The organism is Nocardia sp. NPDC001965 (genome assembly GCF_053594175.1).
Genome location: NZ_JBSFDZ010000010.1, coordinates 1 through 22,450 on the forward strand (window position 1 = coordinate 1; position 22,450 = coordinate 22,450).

At 67.7% G+C, this 22,450-nt stretch carries 20 protein-coding genes and 2 tRNA genes; 10 read left to right on the plus strand and 12 right to left on the minus strand.

The annotated features are described in order from the left end of the window. Positions 1 to 397: 397 nt before the first annotated feature. Positions 398 to 733: a transglycosylase family protein gene (locus tag ACWCPQ_RS16375; protein ID WP_449899388.1), complete on the minus strand. Its 336-nt coding sequence runs from the start codon at positions 731 to 733 to the stop codon at positions 398 to 400. Positions 734 to 1,292: 559 nt separating this feature from the next. On the opposite strand from ACWCPQ_RS16375, the gene ACWCPQ_RS16380 reads away from it, so the two are divergent. The 3 genes from ACWCPQ_RS16380 to ACWCPQ_RS16390 all read left to right on the plus strand — a co-directional run bounded on the left by ACWCPQ_RS16380 (position 1,293) and on the right by ACWCPQ_RS16390 (position 2,836). Further along, positions 1,293 to 1,366, plus strand: a tRNA-Met gene (locus ACWCPQ_RS16380). A 261-nt stretch (positions 1,367 to 1,627) separates the two neighbouring features. Beyond that, a tRNA-Met gene (locus tag ACWCPQ_RS16385) sits at positions 1,628 to 1,701 on the plus strand. Between the two features lie 697 nt (positions 1,702 to 2,398). Beyond that, positions 2,399 to 2,836, plus strand: a complete 438-nt coding sequence (locus ACWCPQ_RS16390; protein ID WP_449899390.1) for a nitroreductase/quinone reductase family protein — start codon at positions 2,399 to 2,401, stop codon at positions 2,834 to 2,836. On the opposite strand, the gene ACWCPQ_RS16395 is transcribed toward ACWCPQ_RS16390, so the two are convergent. Beyond that, positions 2,833 to 3,738 carry a helix-turn-helix domain-containing protein gene (locus ACWCPQ_RS16395; RefSeq protein WP_449899392.1) on the minus strand — a complete coding sequence of 302 codons (906 nt, stop codon included), beginning with the start codon at positions 3,736 to 3,738 and terminating at the stop codon, positions 2,833 to 2,835. The two genes, ACWCPQ_RS16390 and ACWCPQ_RS16395, sit on opposite strands and share 4 nt — an antisense overlap. Positions 3,739 to 3,839: 101 nt before the next feature. Here ACWCPQ_RS16395 and ACWCPQ_RS16400 point away from each other — a divergent pair, with 101 nt between their 5' ends. Further along, positions 3,840 to 4,376: a hypothetical protein gene (locus ACWCPQ_RS16400; RefSeq protein WP_449899394.1), complete on the plus strand. Its 537-nt coding sequence runs from the start codon at positions 3,840 to 3,842 to the stop codon at positions 4,374 to 4,376. A gap of 7 nt (positions 4,377 to 4,383) precedes the next feature. Here ACWCPQ_RS16400 and ACWCPQ_RS16405 read toward each other — a convergent pair whose 3' ends face one another. Continuing rightward, the gene (locus ACWCPQ_RS16405) at positions 4,384 to 4,566 is read right to left on the minus strand and encodes a hypothetical protein (protein ID WP_449899396.1); all 183 of its coding nucleotides are present in this window, start codon (positions 4,564 to 4,566) and stop codon (positions 4,384 to 4,386) included. A gap of 527 nt (positions 4,567 to 5,093) precedes the next feature. On the opposite strand from ACWCPQ_RS16405, the gene ACWCPQ_RS16410 reads away from it, so the two are divergent. Beyond that, entirely contained in the window at positions 5,094 to 5,825 is a 732-nt protein-coding gene (locus ACWCPQ_RS16410; protein WP_449899398.1) for a TetR/AcrR family transcriptional regulator, read from the plus strand. Between the two features lie 54 nt (positions 5,826 to 5,879). On the opposite strand, the gene ACWCPQ_RS16415 is transcribed toward ACWCPQ_RS16410, so the two are convergent. Then, positions 5,880 to 6,881 carry an AurF N-oxygenase family protein gene (locus ACWCPQ_RS16415; RefSeq protein WP_449899401.1) on the minus strand — a complete coding sequence of 334 codons (1,002 nt, stop codon included), beginning with the start codon at positions 6,879 to 6,881 and terminating at the stop codon, positions 5,880 to 5,882. A gap of 185 nt (positions 6,882 to 7,066) precedes the next feature. Next, positions 7,067 to 7,879, minus strand: a complete 813-nt coding sequence (locus ACWCPQ_RS16420) for a nuclear transport factor 2 family protein (protein ID WP_449899403.1) — start codon at positions 7,877 to 7,879, stop codon at positions 7,067 to 7,069. A gap of 161 nt (positions 7,880 to 8,040) precedes the next feature. Here ACWCPQ_RS16420 and ACWCPQ_RS16425 point away from each other — a divergent pair, with 161 nt between their 5' ends. Next, complete coding sequence (locus tag ACWCPQ_RS16425) at positions 8,041 to 8,793, plus strand: DUF6319 family protein (protein ID WP_449899404.1); 753 nt, start codon at positions 8,041 to 8,043, stop codon at positions 8,791 to 8,793. Between the two features lie 117 nt (positions 8,794 to 8,910). Here the strand turns inward: ACWCPQ_RS16425 and ACWCPQ_RS16430 are convergent, their stop codons facing one another. Further along, the gene (locus tag ACWCPQ_RS16430) at positions 8,911 to 10,425 is read right to left on the minus strand and encodes a diguanylate cyclase domain-containing protein (RefSeq protein ID WP_449899407.1); all 1,515 of its coding nucleotides are present in this window, start codon (positions 10,423 to 10,425) and stop codon (positions 8,911 to 8,913) included. Positions 10,426 to 10,728: 303 nt separating this feature from the next. Between ACWCPQ_RS16430 and galK the strand changes: the two genes are divergently transcribed. Beyond that, complete coding sequence (gene galK, locus ACWCPQ_RS16435; protein ID WP_449899409.1) at positions 10,729 to 11,874, plus strand: galactokinase; 1,146 nt, start codon at positions 10,729 to 10,731, stop codon at positions 11,872 to 11,874. A 44-nt stretch (positions 11,875 to 11,918) separates the two neighbouring features. On the opposite strand, the gene ACWCPQ_RS16440 is transcribed toward galK, so the two are convergent. From ACWCPQ_RS16440 to ACWCPQ_RS16465, 6 genes are all read right to left on the minus strand, one after another. After that, a complete protein-coding gene (locus tag ACWCPQ_RS16440) occupies positions 11,919 to 13,364 on the minus strand; it encodes a PepSY-associated TM helix domain-containing protein (protein ID WP_449899411.1) in 1,446 nt (481 codons plus the stop codon). Between the two features lie 172 nt (positions 13,365 to 13,536). Continuing rightward, positions 13,537 to 14,100: a hypothetical protein gene (locus ACWCPQ_RS16445; protein ID WP_449899414.1), complete on the minus strand. Its 564-nt coding sequence runs from the start codon at positions 14,098 to 14,100 to the stop codon at positions 13,537 to 13,539. A 27-nt stretch (positions 14,101 to 14,127) separates the two neighbouring features. After that, the gene (locus tag ACWCPQ_RS16450) at positions 14,128 to 15,774 is read right to left on the minus strand and encodes an acyl-CoA synthetase (protein ID WP_449899417.1); all 1,647 of its coding nucleotides are present in this window, start codon (positions 15,772 to 15,774) and stop codon (positions 14,128 to 14,130) included. Positions 15,775 to 15,943: 169 nt separating this feature from the next. Next, entirely contained in the window at positions 15,944 to 17,563 is a 1,620-nt protein-coding gene (locus ACWCPQ_RS16455; RefSeq protein WP_449899419.1) for an acyl-CoA synthetase, read from the minus strand. Positions 17,564 to 17,770: 207 nt separating this feature from the next. Beyond that, positions 17,771 to 18,406 (minus strand): hypothetical protein, encoded by a 636-nt coding sequence (locus tag ACWCPQ_RS16460; RefSeq protein WP_449899422.1) that lies wholly within the window; start codon positions 18,404 to 18,406, stop codon positions 17,771 to 17,773. 221 nt (positions 18,407 to 18,627) lie between these two features. Then, the gene (locus ACWCPQ_RS16465) at positions 18,628 to 19,068 is read right to left on the minus strand and encodes a MarR family winged helix-turn-helix transcriptional regulator (protein WP_449899425.1); all 441 of its coding nucleotides are present in this window, start codon (positions 19,066 to 19,068) and stop codon (positions 18,628 to 18,630) included. Positions 19,069 to 19,174: 106 nt separating this feature from the next. Here ACWCPQ_RS16465 and ACWCPQ_RS16470 point away from each other — a divergent pair, with 106 nt between their 5' ends. From ACWCPQ_RS16470 to ACWCPQ_RS16480, 3 genes are all read left to right on the plus strand, one after another. Then, positions 19,175 to 20,092 carry an MBL fold metallo-hydrolase gene (locus tag ACWCPQ_RS16470; RefSeq protein WP_449899427.1) on the plus strand — a complete coding sequence of 306 codons (918 nt, stop codon included), beginning with the start codon at positions 19,175 to 19,177 and terminating at the stop codon, positions 20,090 to 20,092. A 210-nt stretch (positions 20,093 to 20,302) separates the two neighbouring features. Continuing rightward, complete coding sequence (locus tag ACWCPQ_RS16475) at positions 20,303 to 21,868, plus strand: MFS transporter (RefSeq protein ID WP_449899429.1); 1,566 nt, start codon at positions 20,303 to 20,305, stop codon at positions 21,866 to 21,868. After that, on the plus strand, positions 21,855 to 22,427 hold the full coding sequence (locus ACWCPQ_RS16480) for a TetR/AcrR family transcriptional regulator (protein ID WP_449899431.1): 573 nt from the start codon (positions 21,855 to 21,857) through the stop codon (positions 22,425 to 22,427). Before ACWCPQ_RS16475 ends, ACWCPQ_RS16480 begins: the two co-directional genes overlap by 14 nt. Positions 22,428 to 22,450: the final 23 nt, after the last annotated feature.

The window sequence follows — 22,450 nt, forward strand, 5'->3', positions numbered from 1 at the left end:
CTCCTGCTGTTTGCGCCTCCTGCTGTTTGCGCCTCCTGCTGTTTGCGCCTCCTGCTGTTTGCGCCTCCTGCTGTTTGCGCCTCCTGCTGTTTGCGCCTCCTGCTGTTTGCGGGGCTCGTGGTGGCGTCGAGGTCCGTGGTGGACCCGAGTCCGGCAGCGGGAGCCGACCGGGCGGTAACGATGCGGGCCCGGACGGATGGGAGCAGTTCCGGTCGCCGTGTACTACTCCGGGCCGGTCGGATGCCAGGAGGGCGGGCGTTCCCAGCCACAAACGACGGTGCGATACCCGGCTGTGACAGGCACCCGGAGAGACGAAAGAGGCGCTGCCATCCGGGTGGATGGCAGCGCCTCTCGTCACGCACCGGGTTCCGGCGCGCTCAACGCGCGCCGGACTGGGTCACAGGTACGAACCGCACACCGGCCACGCGCCGGGGCCCTGGGTGTCGAGTACGTTCTCGGCGACGCGGATCTGCTCTTCGCGGCTGGCGTCGGCAGCGCTACCGGCACCGCCGTTGGCCTCCCAGGTGCTCTGGGTGAACTGCAGGCCGCCGTAGAAGCCGTTGCCGGTGTTGGTGGACCAGTTGCCGCTGCTCTCGCACTGGGCGACTGCGTCCCAGTTGCCCGAAGAGGCCGAGGCGGTGGCCGTGGAAAGACCGAAGGGGACGGCAACGAGTGCTCCGGCGATAGCGGTCATGCCGAGGGCGCGGGTGCTGAACTTCCGGGTCTTGGTCATATGCGAATCCCTCCCTGTGCCCACCGGCAGCGCGTTGGAAGCTGCGTGCCCCTGTCCCCAGGTGTTGTGTCGGGGTTTGATCCGAACCGTGGGACAGGGTTACCGGTGTTCTCCGGTTCGGCCGGCCCGTCCCGGTTGGTCGGGGCCTGGCAACGACGGTAACGAAGAAATCTCGTCAGATCACGTATCGATAACTATCAATACGTCGATTGGTGCAAACCGGGAATATGTGGAAAACTGCAGGTCATATCCGGAATTTCCCCGTACCCAGGCATGCTCGTTATGACACGGAAATGTGACGGGCATCACCGAAAAATCGTAATTCGTGTCACGCGTATTGCGTTCGAGATGGTCGGCAATCAGTCCGTTAACGTTCTGTCGCCTGTTCCATCGGAGGGGCCGGGCCGGGGTGTGCAGCGTGCGAGCATCGACGGCTGTCGATATGCGGCGAGGTGTCCGCCGACGGTGTCGCCGCAGCACCGGGAACGATCGGAAAATCGGCTATGAGCTGGCGATTTGGCAGTAATCCGAGGCCGTGTGTAATGTTGTGTTCACCCAACGCGGGGTGGAGCAGCTCGGTAGCTCGCTGGGCTCATAACCCAGAGGTCGCAGGTTCAAATCCTGTCCCCGCTACTACAGAGAAGGCCCCGGAGAGATCCTCTCCGGGGCCTTCTCTTTTCCGTCGGCTCGTTCTGTCACGGGCCGGACCGCCGGGGCCGAGGCAACTCGCTGCCGCGCTTCCCCGGGCCGCCTGCCCCGGTTCGCCCGATGACTGCTGCCGGCGCGGCCCGGCCCCGTGCCGCTGGGATCGTGGGGTCCGTGCCGTCTTTCGGGCCAGCTCAGTGGCATGTTTTGGAGTTCGGCGAGGTAGTGCGTAGGGTTGTGTTCACCCAACGCGGGGTGGAGCAGCTCGGTAGCTCGCTGGGCTCATAACCCAGAGGTCGCAGGTTCAAATCCTGTCCCCGCTACTACAGAGAGGGCCCCGGAGACAATCTCTCCGGGGCCCTCTCTTGTATGTGTCCCACTCCCGCTGCCGGGCGGCCGTGACGCTCGCTGTCGGTCGGGTGGCCCCACGCCGAGGGTGTCGCCGGGTAGCGCGGATTCGCCTCGTTCCCCGGCAGTCTGCCGCCGCCGAACCCGGCCGCCTGCTGGAGTCGGCGAATTCCCACGGCAATCGAGACACGGTCGGCCGGCATGCTGTGGGTTGGGTCGGGGCAGTCGTCCGGTTCCGCTGGGGCGCCGGCAGCCGAATATGTTGCGACTTCGAAAGAATCGGCAATCTACTGGCTATTACATAAGAGATAGGGCGATCGGAACTGTTACCGGCCGGGGGACGATGGCGAAGCAGGTGGTCCGAGGGCATTCGGGGACCGGTGAATTCTCGATAGCGGAAACGCATCTCATGAATTACATTCATGTAATTCGAAAAAAGGTCCGGAACGGGACGCTCGGCAATGTCCGGTACAACCGGGAGTCCGAAAGATCTGCAGAACGAGTGGTTTCGACGGTCCCGGAGTGCCCCGGACACGGGTGGCGATGCGGCGCAACGTGGTCGGCGGCCGGTCGCCGGATCGACGGGGTCGTGCCGTGGGCAGGCTGCGTTGCCCGGCGGTGGCGGACCTGCTTTGCTGGGGCAACTGCCGCACACCGGAGGAATGAGGCGTCTTGCCATCTGATTTCACGCTGAAGGCGGTCAATACCGTGCACCGGGCGCTGCTCCGCGTCAGCTTCGGACGTTGGGGCACCGAGTACTTCGGTATGCCGACACTGGAGTTGACCACGATCGGCCGGAAGACCGGACGCCCGCGTTCGGTGATGTTGACCGCGCCGATCGTCGACGGCGACGAACTGATCATCGTGGCCTCCCGGGCCGGCGGTCCGACCGATCCCGCGTGGTACGGGAACCTCCGGGACAATCCGGCGGTCGAGGTTTCCTTCCGCAACGGCCCGCGCCGGGCGATGACCGCGCATATCCTCACTTCGGAGCAGCGGGCGCCGCTCTGGTCCCGGATCGTCGCCGAATACCCGACGTACGCGGACTACCAGAAACTCACCACCCGGGAGATCCCGCTGGTCCGGCTCACCCCCGCCGGGAAGTTCTAGGTCCCGAGCGCATTGCCACCGAGCACCTCGAGGACCGGGTGCGCCGATCCGGCCCGGTGCGCCGCGGCGGGCGCCGGTTCTGTTGTCGCACGATCGCGCCAGTGCCGGAACACCGCGGCGGTACGCCCCGGCTGGGGGGTGTAGAGGACCACGGTCTGGTCGGCGCCGGGTAAGCGCAGCGCGTCTGCGTGGACGATGAGCGGTCCGGACTCCGGGTGGTCGATCGTCACGCTGGTCGAGCGCAGTGCGCGGGAGGTGCCCGCGCGCCATATCCGGTCGAAATCGATATTGCTCGTGCGGAGTTCGGCGACCAGTCCGCGCAACTGGTCGTCCCCGGGATAGCGGGCGTACGCGCCGCGCAGCCCGCCCACACAGTGTTCGGCCGGAATTGCGCGCATCGTGTCGGCGGACACCCGTGGCAGACCGGCTCCGAGGAATCGGAGCCGCAGCATATTGCGCTGCTGCGCGGGTATCTCCGCGAAATCACCGAACAGTCGGGTGGCGAGCCGGTTCCAGTCCAGCACATCGGAGGATGCGGAGAGCAGCAATGCCGGCCGATCCTGTAGCCGGTCCAACAGTTCCCGCGCGCCCGGTCCCGGTTGCCGCGTCACCCGGGAATCCGGCGGGGGCGCGGAGCCGGCGAGGTGGAAGATCAGATCGCGATCGTCACGATCGAGCCGCAGCGCACGGGCCAGGGCGCCCAGTACCTGAACCGACGGTGTCGGCCCGCGTCCCTGCTCCAGCCGGGTCAGATAGGCGACGCTGATTCCCGCCAGCTGGGCGACCTCTTCCCGGCGGAGGCCGGGCACCTGGCGTCGGAAACCTGTCGGCATACCCACGGCCGCGGGTCCGATCCGGGACCGGGCCGCGCGCAACACCACCCCGAGTTCGGCTCTGTCCATATCTTCATGGTGCCGCAATCCGGTCGGCCCGGGGTGATACCGCCGGTCCTACTCCGGACAGGTGCTGGTGCGGGTGCCCGCGGTCCGGTGAGAGTGCGGAGGTGGACAAAAGATCGGCCGGGTGGGCGTGGCGCCGGTATCCGGGAAAGGTCGCGGGTGCCGCGGCGATAGTGGCGGTCGCCGTTGTGGTCACCGCGCTGACAGGACTGTGCACGAACGGACAGAATGACGATATGGCGACAGGTTCACCCCGCAGCGATCGGGTGCTCTCGATCGGGCTGCATCCCGGCTCGGTCGATTACGACAGGTATCCGGGTATCACCGAGGAAATGCTGACCGCGGCCATCGCGCGCGGCGAGACGGCGATGCGGGACGCCGGATTCGACATCCTCTCCTGCCCGGTTCCGGCCGATCCGGCGGCCGCCGAGGCCGCGGTCCGGGGTTGTCTCGCCGGACAGACCGTCGGGGTGGTCATGATCGGTGCCGGTGTGCGCGCGGCGGCGGAACACACGTTGCTGTTCGAGCGGCTGGTGAATGTGGTGAACGAGCTGGTGCCCGGCATCGCATTCTGTTTCAACACCGAACCGGCGACATCGGTCGACGCATTACGGCGCTGGGTCCGGCCGGCGGGCCGGTAGGCGACCCTCAGCCGTTGCGGCTGAGGGTCGGTGGCACGGGCTCCGGCTCCGCGGCCTGGGCCGCGGCGACCGGGTCGGTCATGATGTCGCGCCACCACGACTCCAGCCGGCTCGGCTCCGGCCAGATCACAGGTGCGTGCTCGGCGGTCAGTTCCACGTCGTTCTCCTCGGGGCCGGTGTTGTCGGGCATCCTTGCCTCCTGTACGCGTGGTGCGCCGGCGGGTCGCCGCGTGATTTCCTACGCTGCTCCGATTGCGCCGCCCCCGTGACCGTTGTCGCCGGAATTCCCGCGACCGAGCAACGTAGTGACAGCAGATCGCCGGACCCGCCCGGTACCAATGTGCCGCAATTCTAGCGTTTTTCGATCGGACTGCCCACGGATTCGTATCCGAGCGGTCACGGTGAGTTATTCGGAGCGGAATCTGCTGGTCTCGCGGTATTCTGGATGTGTCTGTGCGACAACATCTTCCGATGTTACGCGAAGTTCGGCCGGGCTCGGGGTGGACAAAACGACCGGTTTGTAAGATATGGCGAATGTATTGCGCAATGTGTTTGCGCAATCCCCGATTAATGTCCGTGTAAATGTACTTTCATTTGATCGTGCAGAACGGCGCGGCATATGAAATCTCCGTGAAGAAATCGCCGCTCGGGCAGGTGGCGGAGCCGGGACCGTGGAGCGGCCGCCCGGCGCGGGCGGTGCTGAGTACACTGCCAGGCATGTCGATGGCGTCGTCGCGGTCGCGGATTCCGGGGGCGGTCAACGGCTACGAGGCGCGCTGGGAGCAGCACAACACCGAGCGTCAGTTGCGTATCCTGCGGGCCGCCGTCGAACTGCTCGAGGAGAAACCGCCGGGCGCGGATGTGCCCGTCCGGCAGATTGCCGAACGGGCGGGGGTCGCCAAATCTGTGGTGTACCGGCAGTTCAGCGGTCGGGAGGATCTGGATCGGCGGATCCGGTCGTATCTGATCGACGATCTCGGGGCCGTGCTCGACGCTCAGTTGGACCTATCGTCGGGCTCGGTGCGCGAGATCATCACCCGCACCGTACGCGCGGTGGCGGACTGGATGGGGGATCATCCCAACCTGGTGGCGTTCGCCCGGTCCGGACCCCCGGTGGACGGACCCGACGGGGTCGACGCGATCGCCGGCCTCAAGATCCGGATATCGGAACGGTCACGCGAACTGATCGAGGCGATCGCTCGCATCATCGACGCCGATTCGGCTGCCCTGGAACCGGTACCGTTCGCCGTGGTGACCATGGTCGAAGGAGTGCTCGCGGCATGGGTCGCCGATCCGGGCCCGCGCCGGCCGCGCGGCGAGATGGTCGCGGACCTGTCCGACTACGCGTGGTACATCCTCGACGGTGTGGCCCGGACCGCCGGATTCACCGTCGACCCGGACCGGGAACTGGCGGAGGTGGTCGCCGGACTGCGCGGCGGTGAAGCCTGACCGCGCGGGTCCGGGACCGGGCCGAACGTCGTCGGTCGGCCCGGCCGTTCCGGGTCAGGCCACCGAGGCCCGGACCCGGCGTTCCGGTTCGCTGCGATAGCGCGAGCGGTCGCCGTCGATTCGCAGCACCTTCCACAGCCGGGAGGTGACCGGGTTCATCAAGCCGAGCTCATCGGCGAGGGTGCGCATATCGCCGAAGTAGCCGGACAGGATCCGCCGCGAGTGCGGGCTGTGCCAGAACGCTTCTTTCATCACCTCGCGCGGCACGCCGAAACGCCGCGCGAACTCCGGTGGCGGTGCCATGATCTCGCCGGCCAGCCAGCGCAGCGCCAGCGGGAACGAGACACCGCACAGCGCGGTCGAAACCGGGCCGAGCTTGGCGATATGGGCTCGGAGGAACTCGCCGGCGAAGGAGATGTGGCGCGCCTCCTCGGCGATGTGGATCTCCATCGTCCGCACCACCAGCGGCGGCAGGTTCGCGCCGTTGCGGATCATGGCCTTCTGGTAGTGGTCGATCGGTTCCTCGCCGCCGAGAATGCCCAGGAACAACACCACATGCGCGTATCCGCCGGCCACGCCGATGAACGGTGACAGGGCCCGGAACAGGGGGCGCATTCCCGGGACGTCGTCGCCGATCCGGTTCACCAGCTCCTGGAACATCTGGATGTGGTTGCACTCTTCGGTCATCTCGTGCAGGCAATAGCGGAACTCCGGCGACCCGTTGGGCAGTTTCGCGATGTACTGCATCATCCCCCGGATCAGCACGGTTTCGAAGGCCGCACCCACCTTGATCGCGTTGGCGATCCGCCACCGGCCGATCTCGATCTGCCGCTCGACCGGCAGATCCCGATACCAGCGGGTGGCGCCGAGCGGATCGTATTCGGGGGACAGGATCCAGCGGGGGTCGTCGCGATCGAGGGCGAGTTCGGGCGCATCCCAATCGATATCGAGATACGGATCGAATCGGCGGTGCACCGAGCCCTCCGACAGCGTTTCCAGGGTCTCGCGGTACCGGGTGTCCAGCTTGGGAGCCCGCGGCAGAGTCGACGGCGTCATCGGTGCCTCCTCGTGCGTATGGCGTACATTTCTCTGCGCACGAATTTACCGGGACTCAGCGTCTCAGTAAATAGCGCGCGATGTGCCGGTGCGCAATCGTGCTCGTCGGCTCGAGGATGTGCGGGAACGCGAGGAGGGTGATCCAGGCCGGTCGCAGCCGGGATCGGGCGCCGTGACGGTCGCTGTCAGGCGGTGACGGTGCGGGTGTGGACCCGCAGCGTTTCGATCCGATCCCTGGTGGGATGGAAATCGAGAACGATCAGGGCCGGGCCCTCCGGGAGATCGGTGCTGACGGTCACCGAGCGACCCGCGGACAGTGTTTTCCCCTGCCGCAGGCCGCGAGCCCGGATCGCCAGTTCGGCGGCGGTCACCGAATCGCCCGACCACAACCGGACGGTGTCCCGGCCGCCGGCCAGGGCGGTGACCGCGGCCGTATCGCCGGCGGCCAGCGCCGCGCACAACCGGCCGGCGATCCGTTTTCCGGTGCCGCCGATACCGGTACACGCGCGCGCCATCCCCATGAGTCCGCGTACACCCTGGTTGCGCAGCAACAGCATGCCCAGCCGGGTGCCCGCACGCAGACCCTTCGGCCCGGTTCCCAGGAGTTGCCCGACCATGGGGACCAACTCCCAGTAGGCCGCCAGATATCCGATGCGCAGCGCGCCGTCCTCCTCGACCACTTCGTAGCGCAGGTGCATCGGTACGCGCACCCGGGCGCCGGTGGACATGGTGATGGTGATGGTGAGATCGCGGAGCACTGTCGCGGGCTCCGCGTAATCGTGGGCCACGTCGAAGACGATGTCGTTGGGGGCGATGAAGGTGTCGTAGAACCGGGCGATCGCGTCGTACCCGGTATGGGGGTCCGAACCGACCGGATCGTTGACCACCGCATCGGTCGCGAAAAGGCCCACCCACGCCGCCCGGTCGTGCGCCGCCACGGCGCGGGGGGAGGCGAGTACGGCCTCGCGCAGGTCCGCGGCGGTCGGGTCCAACGGCACGGTGACTCCTTCGGGTGGCGGATTCGCGCCCATAATAGAACACGTTCTATGGGCTGCCGGGTGCTGTAACCCCTCCTGCTTGTGAAAATGTCGGTGCAGTGCGGCATCATCTGTGCACGCAAGCTATTCGACGAACAAGTGAGATTGCCCCGGAGTGCCCCATGCCGTCGCGAACATCGGCGAACGCGAAGCCGAAACCCCTGTCCGACAACGACCTCGACCAGATCACCGCGGAGATCGAGGCGGGGCGCCCGCCGATGGTCTGGTTCACCGCCGCCGCGGTGGGTGTCACCGAAGGGCGGTCGGGCAAGGTGGTCTCGCTCGGCGATCCCGCCGACGGTGACTTCCTGCAGATCCGGCCCACCGGATCCAAAGATGTACTGTCCTTCGGTCCCACCGAGGTCACGCTGGTCAAACCCCAGCGCGACAAACCGGCCGCCCCACCGCCCGTGCCCGTCCCCCAGAAGAAGGAATCGCCCGTGACTCCCGCCGCGTCCCCGTCCACCTCCGCCGCCTCCGCCGCGGACCGGAAGCCGGCGGGCGAAACCGCCGCCGCGACGAAGAACGCTGCTCCCGAGGCGAAGCCGGCCCCCGCGCCGCGGACCCCGGCCGCCAAGGCGACCAAGGCCCCGGCCGCGCGCAAGACGAAGGCACCGGAGGTCACCGTCACCATCAACGGCACCGCCGACGGCGAGTGGACCGTCGATGTCGCCGCCGGTAAGAAGCGCACCGTACGGGCGGTCCCGGTCACCGGAACGGCCGTTGCCCAGGCCGCGAAACTGTTGCCGCCGGAGGTGTCCGAAGTGGTGGACGGTCTGCTGGAATCGGTGCGGGGCGCGCAGGAGGCGAAAGTCCAGCAGTTGCAGGCCGAACTCGAACAGGCCCGCAAACTCCTCGAGGAATTGACCGACTGATACGAAGCACCGCCGCCGCGGATCCGCGTAGAGCCGCCCTCGGCGGTCGCCGCGGGAATCCGCGGTGAAGAACCGGGGTCACGAGGGCCTGCCCCGCGACGCCGAAGTCGGCGCTGTCTACACAGCTCGTGACCGCCAGCCGTGCCGGCTGGGTTCGGCCGGGGTGTGCCGGATCGTGTCGTGGAACATGTAGCCGAATCCGCGCCGTTTCGCCAGGTACATGGCCGCGTCCGCGTCGCGGATGAGGTCGTAGATACTGGCGTCGATATCGCGCGGACCGCCACAGGCCAGGCCGATGCTCGCCGTCAGTGGTACTTCGCCCGTGCTGAGCTGGAACGGTTTCATGAACACACCGAGCAGGCGTTCGGCCATTTTGGTCGCTTCCATTCGGTCCAGCGGTGCCAGGACGATGAATTCGTCGCCGCCGTAGCGGGCCACCACGTCGTCGCGGCGGACGGTGGACCGGATCCGGGTGGCGGCTTCGGCGATCAATTCGTCGCCGACCGTGTGTCCGTAGCTGTCGTTGATCGCCTTGAACTCGTCCAGGTCGATGAACAGCAGGCAGAGCGCGCGTTCGGCCCAATCCCGGTGGTCGCGAGGCAGGACCCGCAGTAGTGCGGAGCGGTTGAGCAGTCCGGTGAGTGGATCGTGGTCGGCCTGGTAGCGGGCCCGGCGTTCGCTGCGGGAGCTGCGGCCGATCGCGCGTTCGCTGCGGATGAGCAGCCCGATGAGCAGCAGCGCCAGTACCGAGGACACGATGATCTGGTCGAGCGGGCTCAGCGGCGCCCGGGCCACCGGTACCAGTGACGAGAGAACCAGGGCGACAGCGATGGCGCTGGCGCGCTGGCGGGAATGGTGGAGCCGGATGGACCGGGGCGCGCCGAGTGCCGACATGGTCGGGTGCAGGGCGGCCGCGCCGGCGGCCAGGTACGCGCCGATCAGCGGTAGTGCCAGCACATTCGGATCGGTGGTGAGCGTTCCGGCGGCGGTCAGCCGGTAGCCGAGGTCGGTCGCGAATGCGCCGGCCAGGGCGATGTGCAGGAGGCGCAGCGAGGTCTCCGCGCGGCTCGAGGTGGCCAGCGAATGTGCCAGCAGGGTGAGCAGCAGGGCGTCGCAGACCGGTAGCACCACCGCCGTCACCGTGTTCCCGCCCGGGATATCCGAGTGCAGGACCGGCGCTATGAGGAAGATCCAGGACGCCAGCAGTGCGCCGAGTCCGATCAGTCCCGAGTCCAGGAAGACATCCGGATGGGCGCGGGCCTGGCGTGGCCGCAGCCACAGCAGAGCCGCCAGACCGGTGCCGATATATCCGGTGAGGGTGAGGATCTCGTCCAGAGGGGTGGACGCGTAGGTGGTGAGTTCGCGCAGTACCGTCCCGCCCGCGAAGGGCAGGGCGGCCGCGGCCAGGAGATACCAGGAGAGCGGATGGGACGGTCGGTGCCGGCGCAGGCCGAATCCGATCATGACGACTGTTCCCGCGGCGGCCAGCAACGTGGCCAGCACGGAGAACAGCCGGGACCCGAGTATCAGATGTATCACGAGCGGCGAGCCCACCATCACGGAAAACACTGCACCGTAACGTATCCGGTGGATACCGTGCCGCACTGCTCCCTGCGGTTCGCTGATGATCATCAGCCCCCCTTTGATCGCTCCATTCCCGGTGAAATCGAGCCGTCGCAGGCCTGGGTCCATATCTGTCTGTCGTGCTCTACCTGACCATCGAGCGGCGGCTGACGAAAACCGAGTGTTCCTGTACGAGGGGATGTCCGAGCCGTTCGCGGCGCGATCGGCCCACCAAACCTGGACTATGGATCCGATGATGACACGCAGTGTCGAATTTGTCGCTCTCTTGGCACAACAACGTCGTAACAGCTGTCCCGGTGGTGGCGGCGCGGCGGATCCGGGTCACCGGCGGGCTGCTCGTACGGTGGTCCGGTGACTGAACACGAGGAGAGCACCGGCGGACGTCGTCGATGGTCGGCACCGGGCCGGGTCAATCTGATCGGTGAGCACACCGACTACAACGACGGATTCGTGCTGCCGATTGCGATACCCCTCGTGGTCACCTGCGTGGGGGCCCGGCATTCCGACGATCTGGTGCGGGTGAGTTCGCTTCAGCGGCCGGGAGAACCGGTGCGGCTGCCGGTCGCGGCGCTGTCCACCGAACGGGATCTGCTGCCGGGCTGGGCGCGTTACCCGCTCGGAGTGGTCGCGGAGTTCGGCCGCCGCGGATACGGGATCGACGGGTTGGAGCTGGAATTCGACGGCGCGGTGCCGGCCGGTGCGGGCCTGTCCTCGTCGGCCGCGCTGTGCTGCGCCACCGCGGTGGCGGTGCGCGATCTGTGTGCGCCGGCGGTCGGTGACCGGGAACTGATCGATATCGCCCGCGCCGCCGAGAACGACTATGTGGGTGCGCCCACGGGAATCCTCGACCATGCCGCATCCATCCTGTGCACCGAGGGACATGCGCTGTTCCTGGATGTGCGCGCGTTCACCGGCGCCGAATCCGGCGGTTTCGAACAGATCCCGTTCGACCTCGCCGCGGCCGGGCTGCGGTTGCTCGTCATCGATACGGGCCAGACACACGATCATGCCGGTGGCGGTTACGGTGCTCGCCGTGCCGAATGCGCCGCCGCCGCGTCGGCTCTGGGGGTGGGATCGTTGCGGGATATCGCCGAGGTCGGGGAGTTGTCCGGGCTCACCGATCCGGTGCTGTACCGACGGGCGCGCCATGTGGTGAGCGAGAACGACCGGGTACGCGCAGTGGTGGCTCTGCTGCGCAGGGGCGCCGATCCGCGGGAGATCGGCCCGCTGCTGAACGCGGGGCACGATTCGCTGCGCGACGATTTCGAGGTGTCCACCGAGATCCTCGATGCCGCGGTGGACGCCGCCCGGTGGGCCGGGGCGCACGGGTCACGCATGGTCGGTGGGGGTTTCGGCGGCAGCATCATCGCGCTGGTGGATACCGCGGCCGCCGGTAGCGTCGAGAACGCGGTTCGGGAGCGCCTCGCGGGCGAAGGTTTCCACGAGGCACGGGCTTTCGAGGCCGTACCCGCGCCGGGCGCGGGACCGGTCGGCTGAGCGGATCCGGTGCCGCGGGGCCCGCCGCGGCACCGGTCCGATGATCAGCGTGCCGGACGGGCCCGGCGCACCGCCCCGACGAGAACGTCGATCACGAGGAAAGCCAGCAGGCTCAGACCGAACACCGGAGCGAACCAGCCGATCAGCGCCGCCGCGACCAGCGCCGGCACCGCCAGGACGGCCGAGCGACGCAGAGCGCCCCGGCGCGGTGGTCCGGCCAGCGCGAATGTGCCGGTCGGCCGGGCCGGTCGGCGCTGCCACCACATCAGATATCCACGCACGATCACCGTGCCGAGCCCGGCGGCGGCCGCGAGCAGCAACAGCTGGTTGAGCAGCCCGAACATCAGGCCCATATGCAGTTGGATTCCCCAGTTCGCCATCTTCGCCATGAACGGCCAGTCGGCATAGGGAAGCCGGTCGGTGACGGTGCCGGTGGACCCGTCCACGGCCGCCGCGTCGACGGTCAGGGTGCCCGACAGGCGCCGTTCCTTCACGGCGAATGCGGTGCCGTCGGCCGCCGGAATCGTGATCTCGGCGGGCCCGGTGACGCCGGCCCCGCGGGCGGCGGCGAGGACCTGGTCGAGTTGCCGGATCCGGTCCGCCGGAACCGAATGTCGGCTCGGATGTCCGCCGTGGTGGTCGGCGTGCCCGCTCTCGGCGGGAGCTGCCGCGCCGGGTAGCGCGGTCTCGACCGCGGGTGTGGTCCAGCTGAGGTTCTCCCGCAATTTCTCGATATTGCCGCCCGCGTAGGTCGACCAGGTCAGGCCGGTGGCCGAGAGCACCAGCGCGACCGGCAGGATCCAGATCCCGACCACCGCGTGCCAGTTCAGCCGGCGTTCGCGCTCGTTCTGCGCGAGGTTCGGCACGAACAGCCACCTCGCCGACGCACGCTGACGCCGGGCCCGTACCCGGCGGATCCACAGCGCCAGGCCGGCGAGCGCGATCAGCCACAACCAGGACGCCGCCAGTTCGGAGTACAACCGGCCGGGTTCACCGAGATGCAGGTGCCGGTGCGCCTGGGACACCCAGGCCCGGAAGGGCAGTGCGCCGGAACTGCCGTACACCACCGATTCACCCACTGGGTGCGCGGTGACCGGGTCGACGAAGACGGCGCGGCGCTCGGATTCGCCCAGGGCCGGATCGCTGAACAGCACTCGGGTCGTCTCGCCTGTCGCCGGGGCGGGGGAGACCGCCACCGGGGTGAGATCCGGTCGTGCCGCGATACCGGCGGTCACCTGCTCGGACAACGGTTTCTCGGGACCGCGTGAATCCACGTACAGCAGATCCCGGTTCACGAACGATTCGATACTGGGCGCGACGGCGTACAGCCCACCGGTCACGGCCGCGATCAGGAGAAACGGTCCCACGAAGAGACCGGCGTAGAAGTGCAGCCGCAGCGTGAGTGCGCGGAACGCACCCTTGCCGGGCCGGGGTGTGCTGGTCGCCGGGCCGGCGCTGTCGGGCGCCGCGGGGACCTCGGTGGTACTCATCCTTGTTACCTGCATCCTGTACTGGTCCGGCACCGGCCGATACGGGCGGGTGCGCGGAGACGCGGCGCCCCGGCATTCCGGAGTCGCCACGTCGAGGGACCGGCGGGCTGCGGGCGCAGGCTGACGAATCACAGCGAGGTACAGCGCCCGGCCGCTACCGCCGGGTGGGAGATCAGATCAGGACGGCGGGCGGCGGTGCGCGGGTGCGGCCGGTCTCGGCCGCGAGAATCCAGGCGACGATCCGGTCGCGGTGCAGATCCCGCAGCAGTGGCGGGTCCGGGACGACCGGCGGCCGCGGCGCTACCGGGACCAGCCGGGCCAGGGCGGCGGTGACGACGCGGTAGGCGAATTCGGTGCCGCGCACGATCATCGCGGCGGCGCAGGCGACGAAGAGATGGGCCGCGAGCATGGTGGGGGTCGGTTGCAGATCACCGTGATGCAGATGACCGGATCCCCAGCCGAGACTGAGATGGCCGAGCAGCTGCCCGGCCAGCAGCGCCGTGGTGAGTCCGGTGGTACCGGTGCGCAGTGGGGGAAGACCGGTGACGAGGGCGCCGACCGCCGCCGAAGCGAGAGCCAGCAACACGACGGCTGTGCCGTCGGGTGGGGCGGTCTCGGCCGCCCATCCGTGGGCAGCGACCGATACGGTTCCCGAGATCAGGCCGGCCGCCGCACCGCGGACGCGAGCGGCGCCCCGATGATCCACCGGTCGGGTGGAGCCGAACCTGATACGCACCCGGGGATGATATCCGACGGCGCTGTCTCAGCTTCCGGTATCCAGCTCCGTCAGCGGCTTCCGCAGCAGTTTTCCGGTGGCGTTGCGTGGCAGCTCGTCCAGGAAGACCACTTCGCGCGGGACTTTGTAGCGGGCCAGATTGGCCTTCACGTAGTCCTTGATCTCCTGGGCGTCGCGTTTCGAATCGGGGCCCGGGACCACCACCGCGCGCAGTCGCTTCCCGTACTCCCGATCGTCGACACCCACCACCGCCGCTTCCAGCACGTCCGGCCGTTCGGCGATCAGGTGCTCGACCTCCTGCGGGAAGACGTTCTCGCCGCCGGAGACGATCATGTCGTCGTCGCGGCCGTCGATGAACAGCAGACCGTCGGAGTCCAGATGCCCGACATCGCCGCTGGACATCATGCCGTCCACGGTCTCCTTGGTGCGTCCGTCCGTATAGGCCTTGAACGCGTGCGGGTTGTCGATGAAGATCGTGCCGGTGACATTCGGTTCGGTGATCCGCTCGCGGTTCTCGTCGTAGAGCGCGATCCGCACGCCCACCGGCGCCCGGCCCGCGGTGGTCGGCGATTTCCGCAGTTCTTCCGGTGTCGCCACCGTGATCACCGCGCATTCGGTGGAGCCGTACAGGTTGTAGAGAACATCGCCGAAGTGTTCGGCCGTGCGCACCACCACATCGGGCTGGATGGCCGAGCCCGCGGCGAAGATCACCCGTAGCGACGAGACGTCGTGGCGACCGAGTACTTCCGCGGGCTGGTCCAGGATGCGCTGGAGCATGGTGGGGACCACCACCAGCGAGTCCGCCCGGTAGCGGGCGATATTGGCCAGCGTCAGTTCGGGATCGAAACGGCGCTGCTGGAAGATCACCCGGTTGCCCAGCGCGAGGCCGAGGGAGAACTGGGACAGGCCGGTGCCGTGGAAGATGGGGGCGGCCATCACCATGGTGCCGTCGGTGGGCAGCGGTACCCGGTCGATGAACTGGGCGGTGATGAACGGGCTCACCTTGTCCCTGGGGGCGCCCTTGGGTGTGCCGGTCGTGCCGCTGGTCAGGATGACCGTCCCACCCGGCTTTGCGGGGGCGGCCAGCGGGGCGGTGGACTGCCCCGCCGAGAGGGATTCCACTGTGGGGATCGCGGGGTCGGCGTTGTCGGATTCGTCGACCCAGGTGAGGATTCGCGGGATCTCGGCAGGAATGGCGCTCATCAGATCGAAGAACTCGCTGTCGTGCAGCACCGCTTTGATCTTCTCGCGTTCGGCCACATCCGCGAACTGTGGTTTGGCGAATCCGGTGTTCATCAGCACCGCGCGCAGCCCGAGCTTGCCGGCGGTCAGCATGCTCAGCACCATCCCGCGGTGATCGCGGGCCAGCACCGCCACCACATCGCCGGGCCGCAACCCGCGTTCGACGAGACCGCGGGCGAAGGCGTTCGAACGATCGTCGAGCTCGCGGAAGGTGAGCTCGCCCCGCTCGTCGACGATGGCGGGGGCGTCGGGACGGGTCTGCGCGGCATGCATGACCACGCCGGCGAACGGCCCGTACTTGGTGGCATTGCTCATCGACCGGAGGGCGTGGTCGAGCCGCAGCGGATCGAAGAGGCCGCGTTTGCGCATCACGTTCACGGCCGAGGCGATATCGCCGGCCTTGCGAACGGGGCCGGGCAGCGACAGTGGCATCGGTGACAACCTTCCGCGGCGTACCGCCGGATCGGCGGTCTACCTCCTCGAGCTCCAGTGCAGAGCCAACCCTAGCAACCGCGCGCGGGACGTCCATCCGATTGTCTCGGACAGTAGGGAAACCGGGATGATTCTGTGAACATTCCCGGTTTCCCGGTGGGAACTGTTGTCAGACCTCGTATTCCACCAGCACCCGGCGCAGCAGTTTGCCGGTCGGGTTGCGCGGCAGATCGTCGAGGAAGACGACCTCACGCGGCACCTTGTACCGGGCGAGATTCTCCTTGACGTAGGTCTTGATCTCGGCTTCGTCCGGGGTCTGGCCGGGTTCGGGGACCACGAACGCGCGCAGTCGTTTGCCGAACTCCACATCGTCCACGCCGACCACCGCGGCGTCGAAGATATCGTCGCGTTCGAGCAGCAGGTTCTCGACCTCCTGCGGGAAGACGTTCTCACCGCCGGAGACGATCATGTCGTCGTCGCGGCCGTCCACCATGAGCAGGCCGTCCTCGGTGAAATGGCCGACATCGCCGCTGGACATGTAACCGTCGATGACCTGTTTGTGCCGGCCGTCGGTGTAGCCCTCGAAGGGGGCGCCGCTGCGGACGAAGATCCGGGCCGTGACGTCTTTCGCGGTCACGGCCCTGTCGTTGTCATCGTAGAGGCGGACATCGCAGGTGAGCGGTGGGCGACCGACGGTGCCGGGTGCCTTGGCCAGATCGGCCGGCTGGGCCACCGTCGCGATGGCGACCTCGGTGGAGCCGTAGAGGTTGTAGAGCACCGGACCGAACACCTCGGTCGCCTTGATGCACAGTTCGGGCGACAGTGCCGAGCCGGCCAGGATGATGCCCTTCAGCGCGGAGGTGTCGTACTTCGCCCGGACCTCTTCGGGCAGTTCCACCATCCGGTGCAGCATGGTCGGCACGGCGACCAGCAATTCCGCCTTGTGGTCCGAGAGCATCTTCAAGGTTGCCTCGGCGTCGAACCGGCGGCGCATGACGATCTTGTTGGTCAAGCCGATACTCACCAGGTAGGTGCCCAGCCCGGTGCTGTGGAAGATCGGCGAGACGATGACGACGGTACTGCGCTTCGGGAACGGCATCCGGTCCAGGAACTGCGCGGTGGCCAGCGGGCTCGCCTTCTCGCGCGGGGCGCCCTTCGGCAGGCCGGTGGTGCCGCTGGTCAGGATGATGAAACCACCGGGTTTGGCCGGGGTCGGCAGGGTGTCGGTGCCGTTTTCGGCGATGAGATCGTCGAGTGTCTTCGCGCCTTCCGGGATTTCGGTGCCCTCGTCGACCCAGGTGAGGAATCGGGGCATATCGGCGGGCAGGGCATCGAGCAGGCCGAGGAATTCGCTGTCGTGCAGGACGGCTTTGACCTTCTCCCGCTCACATACCTCGGCGAACTGCGGTTTGGCGAAACCGGTGTTCATCAGCGCGATCTTCACGCCGAGTTTCCCGGCGGCCGCCATGGAGAGGATGAGTCCGCGATGGTCGCGGGCGAGGATCCCGATTACGGTGCCCTCGGTGATACCCGCGCTGCGCAATCCGTGGGCGATCTTGGTGGACTGCTCGTCCAGTTCCCGATAGGTGAGCTCACCGCGTTCGTCGGCCAGGCCGGGGGCGTCCGGCGCGATCCGCGCGGAATGCATGATCAGGGTGGCCTGCGGAATATAGGTCTTGGAATCCTTCAGCGTCCGCAGCGTTTCCCCCGGATTCTTCAGATCGATGAATCCACTGGACTGCAGCAGTCCGTATGCCTTGACGACTTCCAGCGTGTGCGCCAGGTTCACCTTCGAACACCTCCACAGATCCTCGCGTCGGCACTCGACCTAGCGATTCCGAACGGCATATCGGTCGTCACGGTAGCAGTGAAAGTGTAATCGCTCACAACGTACGCACCGGACAAAAAAGACATCTCCGGTGAGCTGTGAAACTGGCCGGCTCGGGGCTGTGTCGGATATTCGACACAATCCCGAGCCCGGCCTGCGACTATCGGCTCAGTTGTAGATCGAGCCCATCGACGGGAATGTGATGTCGCCGCGCGCGTACTGGAAACCGTCTGGATGTTCGGCGCTCACCGGTACCGGCCACCGGTGCCAGAGGTTGCCGTACACCGCGGCGACGATCATGCCCGGGCCCGGGTCGATCGGGCGGGTGCGGATGGTGGTGTCGGCGATGATGTCCGTATGTTCGGTCAGCTGCTCGACTCCGCTGCGGCCGTTGTTCAGGTTCAGCCACGCCACATCGAGCCGGGCACCGGTCTGGTTGGGGGCGATCGTGCCCGGTCCACCGAAGAATGCGAACCGGAAACCGTCGATGTTCAGCGACAGGCCCGAGCCGTACATTCCCGGACCGCCACCGCGGCCCACGGTGGATTCGGCCGGGATCTGGAACGGCTGCGCGGGTAGCGCGGCCTCACGGGATGCCGTGGCGACCCGTGCGTCGCCGAGCAGCCGGGCCACCGCCTGCTCGGCGGCCGGATCGCCGCCCACCGCGGTGTGCAGTGCCTGGGTGGCCGACGCCCAATCGACCCGGGCGGGTTCGGCCACGGCATGCCCGGTGAACAGTGTGGTGGCCGCGGCGGTCACGACCGCGGAGGTGAGGAGCCGACGAGCAAGAGCCGTTGTGCGCATAACCAGTCTCCTTGCAGGTGCGAGGTCCGGGATACTGCTCAGTGACTCGGTACGAGGTGCAGTCGGTGTAACAGGACTCGTCGCGGCGCGGCGGCAGCCGGATCTGTGGGTCCGGAGCCGATGCGGGACGGTCCAATCGCACAAACACTGTCACTCGACTCCGGTGGTGTCCAGAACCGCCGCCCGGCCGGTCGGTCGCGGTTCCGTATCCGGTCGCGGGATCAGCCGCCGGTGACGGCTCGCTCCAGCAGGTGCTGCAGGGTGCGCTGGTCCTCCTGGGTGAGCAGTCGCAGCGGGGAGTCGTCGACGAGCGATTCGAGCAACCGCTCACGCAGCTCGGTGCCGGCAGCGGTGAGTACGAGTTGTTTCGCGCGGCGGTCGGTGGGGTGGGCGCGGCGCTCGACATAACCGCTCGTCTCGAGCCGGTCGACGACGAACGTCGCGTTCGAGGGTTCGCAACTCATCCGTTCGGCCAGTTCGCGCATGGTCATCGGACCGGTCAGTTCGCGGAGGGCGACCGCCTGGGGTGCGCTGAGACCCAGTGGGGTGGCGCGTAGGCGAACGTGGTTCTCGATGCGGTGGTTCAGGGCGTTGACCAACCCGCACAGTTCTCGTTCCGCGGCCGCGAGACCTTCGGCGTGTGTCGCCGGTCGATTGCCCATGGCGACCAGGGTAGCGCGATTCGTACAACTTTAATAGTTGCAACTTTAATCATTTCAACTTTAAGCTTATGGCTCGTCGTCACCAGTCCGAACCAGGAGTCAGACCATGACCACTCGCCGACCGGCCACCGAAACGGCCCATTCGTTCACCGCCGTCGGGGAACGCCTGCGTCGCCCGGGACGCTTCCGTTCGCTCCGGTGGGGTGAGTTGACGCTGACCTACGTGCCCGACGGGGCGGTCGAGCTCGCGCCGCGCGGCTGGCTGCCCGACGCCACCGCCGACCACTGGACAAAGCATGCAGATCATCTCGATGGGAACGGTTATCTGGTGGCCGGTATCGGCGGGCTGCTCGTCGAATACGGAGACCGCGCACTCCTGATCGATTCCGGAGTCGGACCGGTCACGGTGCCCGGAGATCCGGACAACCCGCTGATCGGCGCGATCACCGGTGGCGCGCTGCTGGAGAGTCTCGCCCGGGCCGGTCGGGGTCCCGAGCGAATCGAGGCGGTGGCCTTCACCCATCTACACGGCGACCATATCGGCTGGGCCGCTCATCGCGGGGCCGACGGCGAGCCGGTGTTCACGGCAGCCGACTATCTCGTCGCCGAACCGGAGTGGGCGCAACGGCATCCGTCGGCCGAACATGCCGTCACCGCGGAGATGCTCGAGGTGCTGAGTCGCAAGGTCCGTCCGATCGCCGACGGCGAAGAGATCTTCCCGGGCGTCGTCGCGGTGACCGCGGCCGGTCATACCGCTGGGCACACGGCCTACTCGATCACATCCCGGGGCCGGCGGCTGCTCGCGTTCGGGGACGCGCTGCACTCGCCGTTGCAGGTCCGGTACCCGCACTGGTCGTCGGGTGTCGACCACGACCGCGACCAGTCTGCGTCGGCCCGCCGTGATCTCGTCGAAGAACTCGCGCGAACCGGAGACCCGGCTTTCGGTAACCACTTCGCCGATGTCGTCTTCGGCACGGTCGCCCGTGACGAGGGCGGTCACACCTCCTGGGTGCCGCTGCCCTGACACCGTGGCGACCATCGCCCGGCCGGTGGCCCGGGGTCGTGGCGCCGTGTGGTGACCCCGGCGGTCTCGGCTCGCGTGCCGCCCGGCGGTGTGACGCGGACGGGCGAAAAGGGTTTCGCATCCGGTGGGCGACGGTCACCTGAGCGAGTATGTTGAACTATCGTACAAATAGTACGTTGGTTCAACTATCCCGCGGAGAGGTGTACGAGCATGAGACAGTCGGCGCGCGCCGGGTGGCGGGAATGGGGTGGTCTCGCGCTTCTGGCGCTGCCGACCATGCTGTTGGGACTCGATGTGACGGCGCTCTACCTGGTCCTTCCGAGCCTGGCCGCGGATCTGGATCCGACCGCGACAGAGACGCTGTGGATCATGGACTCCTACGGCTTCTTCATCGCGGGTTTCCTGATCACGATGGGGACGGTCGGCGACCGGATCGGACGGCGCAGGCTACTGATGATCGGGGTGGCGGCATTCGGCGCGGCTTCGGTTTTTGCGGCGTTCGCTCCCACCGCCCTCTGGTTGATTGTGGCGCGGGCACTGCTCGGAGTGGCCGGCGCAGCGCTCATGCCCTCGACGCTGTCACTGATCGGCAACATGTTCACCGACACCCGGCAACGGGCGTTGGCGATCGGCGTGTGGGCCACGATGTTCGCCTTGGGAATGGCGGCAGGCCCGGTCGTGGGCGGGGCACTGGTCGCCGGATTCTGGTGGGGTGCAGCGTTCCTCGTCGCCGTGCCGGTTGCCGCGCTGGTACTGGCCGGTGCGCCGGCGCTGCTGCCGGAGTATCGGACCCCCGCCGGTCGGCTCGACCTCCCGAGCGTCGGGTTGTCGCTGGCGGCGTTGCTACCGATCATCTACGCGATCAAGCATGCGGCCGCTTACGGCATCGACATCCAAGCGCTGGTCGCTGTCCTCGTCGGCGGTAGCGCTGCTGTCGTGTTCGTCCGTCGTCAGCTGCGCCTGAGCGAGCCCCTGCTGGATATGAAGCTCTTCACCGGCCCTGCCTTCTCCGCGGCGCTGTCGGTCTTGTTGATCGGCCTCGTCGGTTTCGGGGGAGTGATGTTCCTTGTCACCCAGTACTTGCAGCTCGTCCAGGGACTCTCGCCGACGACCGCCGGGCTGTGGATGGGTCCGCCCGCACTGGCCATGCTCGTCGGTGCCATCGGTGCCCCGCTCGTGGCCGGTCGCGTGTCACCAGGAGTCGTCATGTCGGCCACCTCGGCGCTGTCGCTGATCGGATACGTCTTGCTCGCCTTCGCGGGGACCGACAGCAAGCTGAGCGTGGTCGTCGGCTTCGCATTCGTCTACCTCGGACTCGGGGTCATCGCCGCACTCGGTACCGATATCGTCGTGGGTGCGGCGCCCGCAGCGAAGTCCGGATCCGCGGCCGCACTCTCCGAAGCCGCTCAGGAGCTCGGCATCGCGTCAGGCGTCGCACTCCTGGGAAGCCTCACCGCGGTGATCTATCGCAGCGAGGTCGAGCCCCCGTCCGGGCTGTCCCCGTCCACGGCCGATACCTACCGCGAGAGTCTCGCCGGGGCCGCGTCGCTCGCGAATCAGTTGCCGGCCCGGGCTCTGGACCACGCACGAGCGGCGTTCACCAGCGGACTCAATACCGCGGCCGTGGTCGCGGGCATTGCCGTAGCGGCTGCTTCGCTAGCCTGCTTCACGGCACTGCGACACCTCCGTCCCCTCGGCGACACCGACCGTGCGACGGAGCCGACAACTTCGAACAGTAGGAGCGCAATGGCCGGTGGGCACGATGACCGAAGCTGAAGGCGACGCCGTCGACGGGCGCAAACTGCGCGGTCGACGGCGCCGCGCGCAGATCATCGAGGCAACTCTCGCGGTCGTCCACCGAGACGGCGCGACCGGTGTAACCCACCGCACCGTCGCCAAGGAAGCCGGGATCACTACGAGCCTGACCCTGTACTACTTCGCGACCTTGGACGACCTGTTGATAGCCGCCCTGACAAGTGTCACGGACGCGTACACCCACCGCATCCGTCGGCTCATCGACACGGAAGCGGACCCGCTCGACGGACTCGCCCGGCTCATCGCCGAATCCGCCGGGCCGGGCCGGGCGCGCGCACTTGCCGAACGGGAGCTGTCGACGCTCGCGGCTCGCCGACCCGCCCTGCGGCCGGTCGCGCGGCGCTGGCGCGACAACGTCGCGGAACTCGCCCGAACACAGACCGACGACTGCGACGCGATCCAAGCCTTCGTCGCGTTGTCCGACGGCTTGTGCGCGGCCATCCTTCTCGACGACGACGAGGCCGACCCGGACCACATCCGCGCCGTCCTCAGCAGAGCGTTACAGGGAACGCGCCCATAGCGCCGTCACCCGGTCGCCGATTT